Raw genomic sequence first — 8918 nt, forward strand, 5'->3', positions numbered from 1 at the left:
CGAAAGAATACAAATAAAAACAAAACTGACTCCGCTTGAAAAACGAAGTCAGTATATTGCTTAAATCTTTAATTTATCCTACCATCAAGGGCGTTTTTGTACTGTCCGCACAAATTGGGGCAGTCCACGATTTTTATGTATTCCACCGTTTCTCTGAATCATATCGCCCCCATACATTCCCCAATACCTCTACTACCATTCCTCCATTCTGGAAGTAATCGGTTCTTCTAACGGAACAGCATAAATAGCAACCATTCCTTCTCCTTCAGAATTTTTAAAATAAATTCTATACTCGCTTTTTTCTTCGTCAAAATATTCCTGATATTTATACCAGCTTTGATCAAAAGTTCTCGAAACCAATAACTGATATCCGTAACTCTCCATTGTTTCAATATCTTCTGATGAATACTTTTCCTCCGAACAACTTATGCAACAAATACATACACACAAGATAAGTAAGATAAAATAAAATTTTTTCATTTGATATCATCTCTCCAATAAAACATCAGGGTTTCATGTGCGTGACATCAAAACCGCAGTCTCAATATGCGCACTGCGGGGAAACATATTGTATGGGCGAATCTGTTCTGCCTGAAAACCAGCTGCCGTTAAATACTTCAAATCCCGTGCCAAGGTAGACGGCTTGCAGGAAATATAGACTACCCTTTTTGGGGCCAGTTCCGCAACGGTTTTTAACAGCCTTTCGTCACAACCCTTTCGCGGCGGATCCAAAATGACTACATCCGGCCACATTCCTTGTGCTGCCAGTTTGGGCGCAAGAATTTCTGCTTTACCGCAATAATATTCTGTATTTTCGATTCTATTACGCTTAGCATTCTCCCGGGCATTTTTTATCGCTTCAGGAACAATTTCAATACCAATTATTTTTGCCGCCCTTTCTGCCATAAACTGACCAATGGTTCCAATTCCGCAGTACAAGTCCCAGACGATTTCCCTGCCGGTCAACTGCGCAAATGCCGCGGCACCTTCATAAAGCGACTGCATACACGTGGTGTTGACCTGATAAAAGGACATAGGAGAAATAGAAAATGCTGTTTTGCCAACAGCATCGGTCACATGGTCTTTTCCCCACAAAGTTTTATTTTTCTGCCCAAGAACCACATTGGTGGCCTTTGTATTTATATTTTGCGTAATTCCAATCACTCTTGGCTCTGCTTGTAAAATTTTTTCTTTCAAACTTTGGAACTGCAAAAAATCTTCCCCATTGGTCACTAAAGTTACCAAAATGCCATTGTTTCCCGCACGGGTATAAATATGCCGCAAAAATCCTTTTTGCATTTTTTCATCATAGGGAGAAATATTCTCTTCCTGCATCCACACTTTCACCGCTGATACGATGTTTTGATTCCATTCTCCCTGAATCAGACAATCTTCTATCGGAATCACCGTATGACTGTTTCGGCGGTAAAAGCCTATTCCTTCCGGCGTTACAGGAAACTGCGCCTTATTACGGTATCTCTTTTGGTCTCCCGCCATAACAACGGGCTGTACCGGAACACAGATTCCCCCGATACGATTTAAGCAATCCTCCACTTTGTGCTTTTTATATTCCAGTTCCGCCTCTAAATCCATATGCCAAAGCTGACAACCACCGCACTGGTAAAAGTAAGGGCACTCTGCCTTTACCCGATGTACAGAGGGAGAAAGCACCTCCAACAATTTTCCGTAAGCATAATGCTTTAAAACCTTGACAATAAGAATCCTGACCCTTTCGCCTACCAATGTATATGGCACAAAGACCGCCATTTTTTCTACCCTTCCGACACCGTCTCCCTCGTCTGTCATTCCTGTAATAACCGTCTCATAAATTTCATTTTTCTGCATTGTCATCCCTTATTCTTATGAAATAAACTCACTAATCCAACCTACTAAATGTTGAATACCGGCATAAAGAGGATTCGGCTGTTTTTGCTGTATCGTAACAGTTTTTTCCGATTCGCTCCATTCCACTTTTGCATCAAAAGCCTCACTCACCGCGCGCACAGGCACCATTGTCCTGTCATTGATCATGCAGGCCGTCGTATCCAACTCATATTCTTTTTCGTTTTTCCGCATTTTCGATTCATTTAAGGTGATTTGAATTTCTGTCCATCCTTTTTCCGCAGTAACGGTTTGGGTCTCCTCGTCCCATTCCACCTTTGCGCCCAAGGCTTCAAAAATGGTTCGCATGGGTACCAGAACCCTGTCATTCTCCATAACAGGAACGACATCACTTTGAAGCTCCTTGCCATCCACTGTAATATGAATATCCTCCGCAACCTGAATCTGATAATGCGCAGTCGCCGCAACATTACCGTTTGAAATGGTCTCTATGCGCAATTCGTGTTTCCCCAAACTGTATTGTGTAAAATCCAGTTCTGCCCGATAAGGAATGTCGGCTGTCTCAAAAACCAAATTGCCGTCTATATAATACCGTACCAACGGTGCATCATCACCAAAGACATGCGGATAAGCATAAACAGGCACCGTTGTCTGCGCAAGAACCATTGCATCCTGCAAAGGCTGATAACCATGCTTAGGTTTTCCATCAAACCGCTCCTGTATAAAATGGGGCGCCTGTATCAATTCCTGATATGCCTCTTCCAACGCTTGGCAATGCGTCAAGGCATAATCGTTGGTTTCCGGCGGTACATATGTATTAAAATACGCCATCAGCTTGACCTGAGGATATACCATAGGCACAAACCAATACATACGCCTTAAATGATTCACCGCCCAATCGCTGTGCTCTCTTGAAAGCGATATGGTAGTATGAGCACTGCCGCATTCTGCAAGCATAATTGGCTTGCGGTCCCCAAATTTTTCTACGGTTTCCCGAATGACCATCAGCGGATCCGCTGCATCACCGGATCCAAACGAGACCTCGCTGTAACGTTCTTCTACCGGCCATTCCTGTCCCTGAAAATAACGGATCATATACGCAGAAATACCGACCCAGTCCACATATTCATCTCCGGGATAAAAATCCTCCATTTCGATTCCCCAAGTGGACGCATGGGAAACAGACCAAACCGTTGCAACATGCTCCGTTTTTTCATGCACTAAATCCGCAATGATGCGAAATGCCGTTTTAAACTCCTCCGGGTCCGCCTGAATATCCCAAATGTTCATCTCCGCTCCAATCCGGAGAAAAATCGGAACATCGGGATATCGGTTGAGTTCCTCCAAAAAGGCCGTAATATATTCTTTCTGATTGGGAATCTCCTTTACAGCCTCGCCTTCCCCTTGAATATTCCAAGCGATCTCCACTGCCGCACCGCGTTGCCGTGCTGCTTCAAAAATACTATAATCCCAATCACTTAGCATATTGCCATAATCGATATACAGCAGTATCATGGACTCGCTTTGCCGCGTCTGCTCCGATACTTCCCCGTATAATACCCCGGATTCCGGCTCGTTCCGCATTCCGAAATACCGCTGAGGCTGCACCGCATCCGTAAACCCCTGCACCGTGGACGGATACTGCGCAACTTTAAACTCCGCAATTTTGACACCATCATCCCAGTGCATATATTTACCATAAGGAATATATTTTTCATAATACATGGCCGCCGTTTCAAAATTCCCCTGCCGGTCATACGCATCCGCCACATCATAGTACCGGGATGCCAAAACCTCTTTGGCCTGCTGGGTTTCCGGACGAGAGGTCAAAAGTTCTATGACCTGCTCGCCGTATGCAATCAACGCTGTATCATCCCCAGCCTCTTTGGCATTTAAATACGCTTCATTCAGACTCCAAAACTCGCCCGGCAGCTGATCTGCCGCAAATATATTCAATCCATATGACACCATCAAAAGCAACATAATGCCTGCCGCAGTCAATTTTCTCCAATTCACCTGCTGTCACCTTCATTCTCTCTTACTATTCGATTACTACTGTTTTTTCTGCGTCGTTCCAGTCCACCTGTGCATCCAAAGCTTCGCTAACCGCACGAACAGGTACCATGGTTCGGTCATTGATCAATCTTGCCGGAACATCCAGACTGATGCTCTCTCCATTTTTGCGCATTTGATTCTGATCGATACCAATTGCAATTTCAATCCCGTTTTTAGATGCGATTGCAGTCTGCGAAGCATCATCCCAATTAACCGACGCTCCAAGCGCTTCAAAAATTGTCCGCATGGGCACCAGCACCCGGTCATTTTCCATAACCGGAACCACATCACTGCGCAATTCTTCTCCATTAACCGTAACCCGTATATTTTCAGCCACTGTAACCGCATACTCTGCCGATGCGGCTACCCTTCCCTGAGAAACGGTTTCCAGCCGGATACTGTGTTCTCCTATCCCATAGCCTGAAAGGTCCATAGAAAACTGATAGGGAATGTCACTGATTTCTCCCGCCAAATTACCGTCGATATAATACCGCACCGATGGATTATCATCTCCATAAACATGCGGGTACGCATAAAGCGGCACAACCGCCTGAGGTAGAATCATTCCGTTTTGCAGCGGACGATAGGTTTGTGAAGCCGCCGTCGCATAATGATCCTGAATAAAATGCGGTGCTTTTGTTGCTTCCGTGTACGCCTGCTCCAATGCCGGACTGTGTGTCAAGGCATAATCATTGCTTTCAGGAGAAATATACGTATTAAAATATGCCATCAGCTTTACCTGCGGGTATACCATGGGTACAAACCAGTACATGCGCTTGAGATGATTCACAGCCCAATCACTGTGCTCCCGCGAAAGTGTAGTTGTCGTGTGTGCACTGCCACACTCCGCCAGCATAATGGGTTTTCTATCCCCAAATTTTTCCACTGTTTCCCGCACCAACATCACCGGATCCGCTCCATCACCGGCACAGAAAGAGACCTCATTCAAGCGCTCATTTTCAGACCATTCTCTGCCTTCAAAATACCGTATCATATAGGCTGAAATACCCACCCAGTCCACATATTCGTCACCGGGATAAAAATCCAGCATATCCACATTCCACGCGGAGGCATGCGCCACCGACCAGACGGTAGCGACATGGTTGGTCTGGGCATGCACCAAATCCGCAATTACCCGGAATGCCTGCTTAAACTGCTCTGGGTCTGCCGGAACCTGCCAAACATTCATTTCTGCTCCAATTCTCAGATACATGGGAATATCCGAATACTGATTGAGCACCTGCAAAAATTCTGTGATGTAGGCCGTCTGGTTGGGAATATCCGCCAGTGCGCCGCCTTCACCCTGGATATTCCAGCCAATTTCCACCGCCACATTTCTTTCCCTCGCTTTGTCTAAAATACTAAGCGCCCAATCATTTGGCATAGTACCATAATCAATATATAAAAGCAGCATAGATTCTTCATTTTTCGTTTCTTCCGCCACCTGGCCATACAACACTCCCATATCCGGCTCATTCCGCGCACCGAAGTCTTTTTGCGGCTGGACAGCCGTAGTATATCCAGTTACCGTAGAAGGATACTGAAGGCATTTACTTTTTGCAATACGGACGCCGTCCTCCCAATTCATAAATTCTCCGTAAGGAATATAGACCGCATAATATTCACCCGCGCGTTCAAAATTGCCTTTCCGCTCATAGGCGTCTGCAATATCATAATACCGAGATGCCAGAATTTCCTTAATCTGCTGGGTTTCCGGCACAGAGGTCAGCAAAGACACCACTTGCTCGCCAAAATTGATGATTCCGTCATCATCGCCCGCATCTTTGGCAGCAAGGTAAGCATCATTAAGCGCCCAAAACGCCTGGGGCAGTTCATCCGCCGAAACCGGCACCACCAGCAGTGATAATACCATACATACCGACAAAATCATTCCCATCCATTTTCTTAACATAATTTTTCCTCCCTTTTTTATAATTCTACCCGCCATTTCAGCGCCTTAGACAACGTAACTTCATCAGCAAACTCCAGTTCGCCGCCCACGGGAACACCATGTGCAATTCTGGTCACCTTTACCCCAAACGGTTTCAGCAGCTTAGAAATATACATGGCCGTGGTCTCTCCCTCAAGATTAGGGTTTGTAGCCATAATCACTTCACGTATGCCGCCTTCTGCAACCCGGCTGACCAGTTCCTTGATACGGATATCGTCTGGCCCCACATGATCCATTGGCGAAATGGCGCCATGCAAAACGTGATACACGCCTTTAAATTCATTGGTCTTTTCCATCTGCAAAACGTCCTTTGGACTTTCCGTGACACAAATAATCCCATGATCTCTGGCAGGATTCGAACAAATATTGCACAAATCTTTATCCGACAAATTCTGACATTCCTTGCAATAGCAAAGAGATTTCTTCGCATTTAAAATCGCATTCGCAAATTTCTGCGCCTTTTCCTCTGGCTGGTTGATGATATAAAATGCCAGCCGCTGGGCCGTCTTATTTCCTATTCCCGGCAGTTTAGCAAATTCCTCAATCAATGCCTGAAGCGGCGGGGCAAAATATTCCATAAAATTCCTCTCCTGTTTTAGAAAATTTGTAATTTATTTTTTAATCCAGAAAACCGGTATTGTATATTATCGTTCTCTACAAATTTTTTAATATACTGCTCCTGACCCACCAGAACCACCAGCGATTTCGCCCGCGTAATAGCAGTATACAATAAATTGCGTGTCATCAAAAGCCGATGTGTTTCAAATACCGGCATCACAATCGCTTCAAATTCACTACCCTGGCTTTTATGTACCGTCACGGCATAAGCAAGCTCCAGTTCATCCAGCAGCATAAAATCATATAGCACCAGACGGTCATCAAAGGCAACAGTTAGCTTTTGGTTCCTATTATCAATTTCAGTAATAAAGCCCACATCACCGTTAAATACACCGAGCCCTTTTTCTTTGCCATCCACTCTTTGCCATTCCAGTTGATAATTATTTCGAATCTGCATTACCTTATCCCCCAGTCGGAAAACACACCGTGCGGTAACCTTTTCAGGTTTTTCGCCATCCGGCGGATTAAGTGCATCCTGCAGGACTGCATTCAAATTCTGTACACCGATCAGTGATTTACGGGTGGGGGTCAGCACCTGAATCTGGGAAATACGCCTCAGCCCATAGGCATTCGGCAGCCGCCTGGCACACAAATCCGCAATGGTAGATGGAATTTGCAAAGGATCCTCCCGGGTAACCAGAAAAAAATCATTATCCCTGTCGTTAAACATGGGCATCTCCCCATGATTAATTCTATGTGCATTGACTACAATCATGCTTTCCTGCGCCTGCCGGAAAATTTCAGTCAGACGAATACAGGTCAGAGCATCACTGTCTATGATATCCTTCAGGACATTTCCTGCGCCAACAGAGGGAAGCTGGTCACTGTCTCCTACCATAACAATTCTGGCACCCCTGGGTACTGCTTCCAGCAGGCTGTCCATCAGCAGAATATCCACCATAGACATCTCATCTACGATTAAAACGTCACATTCCAATGGATTGTGTGCATTGCGCGAAAACTGAGAGCCCACCTCGTCTACCCCAGGCGTAATTTCAAGCAATCTGTGAATGGTTTTGGCCTCCATGCCGCAAAGTTCACTCATCCGTTTGGCTGCCCGCCCAGTAGGTGCTGTCAAAGCCACCCGCCTTCTGGATCGCTGCATTAAGGAAATAATCGTTTTAATAATTGTTGTTTTACCGGTACCAGGACCACCAGTAATCACCATTGCCGCATTCTGAAACACACTGCGCACCGCCTCCAGCTGCGCTTCTGCCAGCTGGATTCCGTTTTCTGCCTCCACCTTCTCAATTAATTCGTCTATTTCATCAATATCGATGTCAAATACCAACTGAGACATATCCAAAAGCCGTTCTGCGACTCTTTTTTCCGCATCATAATACAGGCGCAAATACAAGGCATCATATTCGCCCATATTCACAAGAACTAATTCCTCTTTCAGCAACATTTCCGATACGGCCTCTTCGGCCTTTTCTTTTTCTACTTCCAGATATTGACTTGCCTGAGCGGCTACCGCAGACCGCGGCAGAAACGTATGTCCGTTTAAATACCCGATCTGTTTCATCAAAAACCGAATCCCGGAGGATATCCGGGCATATGAATTCTTGTCAATGCCAAGCTCCTGCGCAATTGCATCCGCCGTCTTGAAGGTAATACCGTCAATCCGGTCGGAGAGCAAATAGGGGTTTTCGGTAATGATGTTAACCGTTGATGTTCCAAACAGTTTAAAGGCTTTCACAGCCGCCGCTGGGGAAACCCCAAACCTTTGAAAGAAAATCACAACCTCTCGTACGCCAATCAGTTCCACAAACTTTTTATAAATCGCATCTACCTTTTTCCGGGTCAAACCAGATATCTCCAAAAGCCGATCCGGTTCATGCTCAATCACAGAAAGGGATTCCGTCCCAAATTTTTCCACAATTCTTCGTGCCGTTGTCTTTCCCACCCCGGGAAGCAATCCAGAAGCTAAATATTTCTCAATTTCATCTTCGGAATTTGGAAGCCTGCGTTCATAGTATTCAACTTTGAACTGATCACCATATTCCACATGAGTCACCCATTCGCCATGAACTACCACATTTTCGCCTTCCGTCAAATTCGGCATATAACCAGTCAGGGTAATCAGCTGTCCTCCGCTTGCAATATCACAGACCGTGTATCCATTCTCATGATTTTCATAAATAATGGATTCCACTGTTCCATCAATCTGCAGCACATAGATTCCCCCTTTTTCTCCTATTTTCACAGCATCTATTATAAAACAACTATTAAAAAAACACAAGAGGAAAATCATTGGAAAGATTGTAAATGTACATTTTATACTTTTGCACAACAAAAAAGACCGCGGCAAATTTTTACCGCGGTCTCAGCCTGTAGAAAAACCCCTGTTTTCGCTCAGAAAGCAGGGGCTGCTTTTGTTAATGAGAATAAATTTCTAAAAATTTGCGTAAAGGCGAAAAGATATGTTGATTTATCAGTTCTGTTCCACCTA

6 protein-coding genes are annotated in these 8918 nt (G+C 44.9%); all 6 read right to left on the bottom strand.

The annotated features are described in order from the left end of the window. Positions 1–192: 192 nt before the first annotated feature. The 6 genes from INF28_RS12365 to recD2 all read right to left on the bottom strand — a co-directional run bounded on the left by INF28_RS12365 (position 193) and on the right by recD2 (position 8642). Positions 193–384: a hypothetical protein gene (locus tag INF28_RS12365; protein ID WP_226393763.1), complete on the bottom strand. Its 192-nt coding sequence runs from the start codon at positions 382–384 to the stop codon at positions 193–195. Between the two features lie 129 nt (positions 385–513). Next, a complete protein-coding gene (gene rlmD / locus INF28_RS12370) occupies positions 514–1845 on the bottom strand; it encodes a 23S rRNA (uracil(1939)-C(5))-methyltransferase RlmD (RefSeq protein WP_226393764.1) in 1332 nt (443 codons plus the stop codon). Positions 1846–1860: 15 nt separating this feature from the next. Further along, on the bottom strand, positions 1861–3858 hold the full coding sequence (locus INF28_RS12375) for a stalk domain-containing protein (protein WP_226393765.1): 1998 nt from the start codon (positions 3856–3858) through the stop codon (positions 1861–1863). 25 nt (positions 3859–3883) lie between these two features. Beyond that, positions 3884–5809: a stalk domain-containing protein gene (locus INF28_RS12380; protein ID WP_226393766.1), complete on the bottom strand. Its 1926-nt coding sequence runs from the start codon at positions 5807–5809 to the stop codon at positions 3884–3886. A 17-nt stretch (positions 5810–5826) separates the two neighbouring features. After that, positions 5827–6426 carry a recombination mediator RecR gene (gene recR, locus INF28_RS12385; protein WP_226393767.1) on the bottom strand — a complete coding sequence of 200 codons (600 nt, stop codon included), beginning with the start codon at positions 6424–6426 and terminating at the stop codon, positions 5827–5829. Between the two features lie 17 nt (positions 6427–6443). Next, on the bottom strand, positions 6444–8642 hold the full coding sequence (gene recD2, locus INF28_RS12390) for an SF1B family DNA helicase RecD2 (protein WP_226393768.1): 2199 nt from the start codon (positions 8640–8642) through the stop codon (positions 6444–6446). Positions 8643–8918: the final 276 nt, after the last annotated feature.

The organism is Ructibacterium gallinarum (genome assembly GCF_014982785.1).
GTDB classification, from domain to species: Bacteria; Bacillota; Clostridia; order Monoglobales; family Monoglobaceae; genus Ructibacterium; species Ructibacterium gallinarum.

Coding starts and splice junctions, on each gene's coding strand:
- INF28_RS12365 (WP_226393763.1), bottom strand. CDS start 384: ATGGAGAGTTACGGATATCAGTTATTGGTTTCGAGAACTTTTGATCAA.
- rlmD (WP_226393764.1), bottom strand. CDS start 1,845: ATGCAGAAAAATGAAATTTATGAGACGGTTATTACAGGAATGACAGAC.
- INF28_RS12380 (WP_226393766.1), bottom strand. CDS start 5,809: ATGTTAAGAAAATGGATGGGAATGATTTTGTCGGTATGTATGGTATTA.
- recR (WP_226393767.1), bottom strand. CDS start 6,426: ATGGAATATTTTGCCCCGCCGCTTCAGGCATTGATTGAGGAATTTGCT.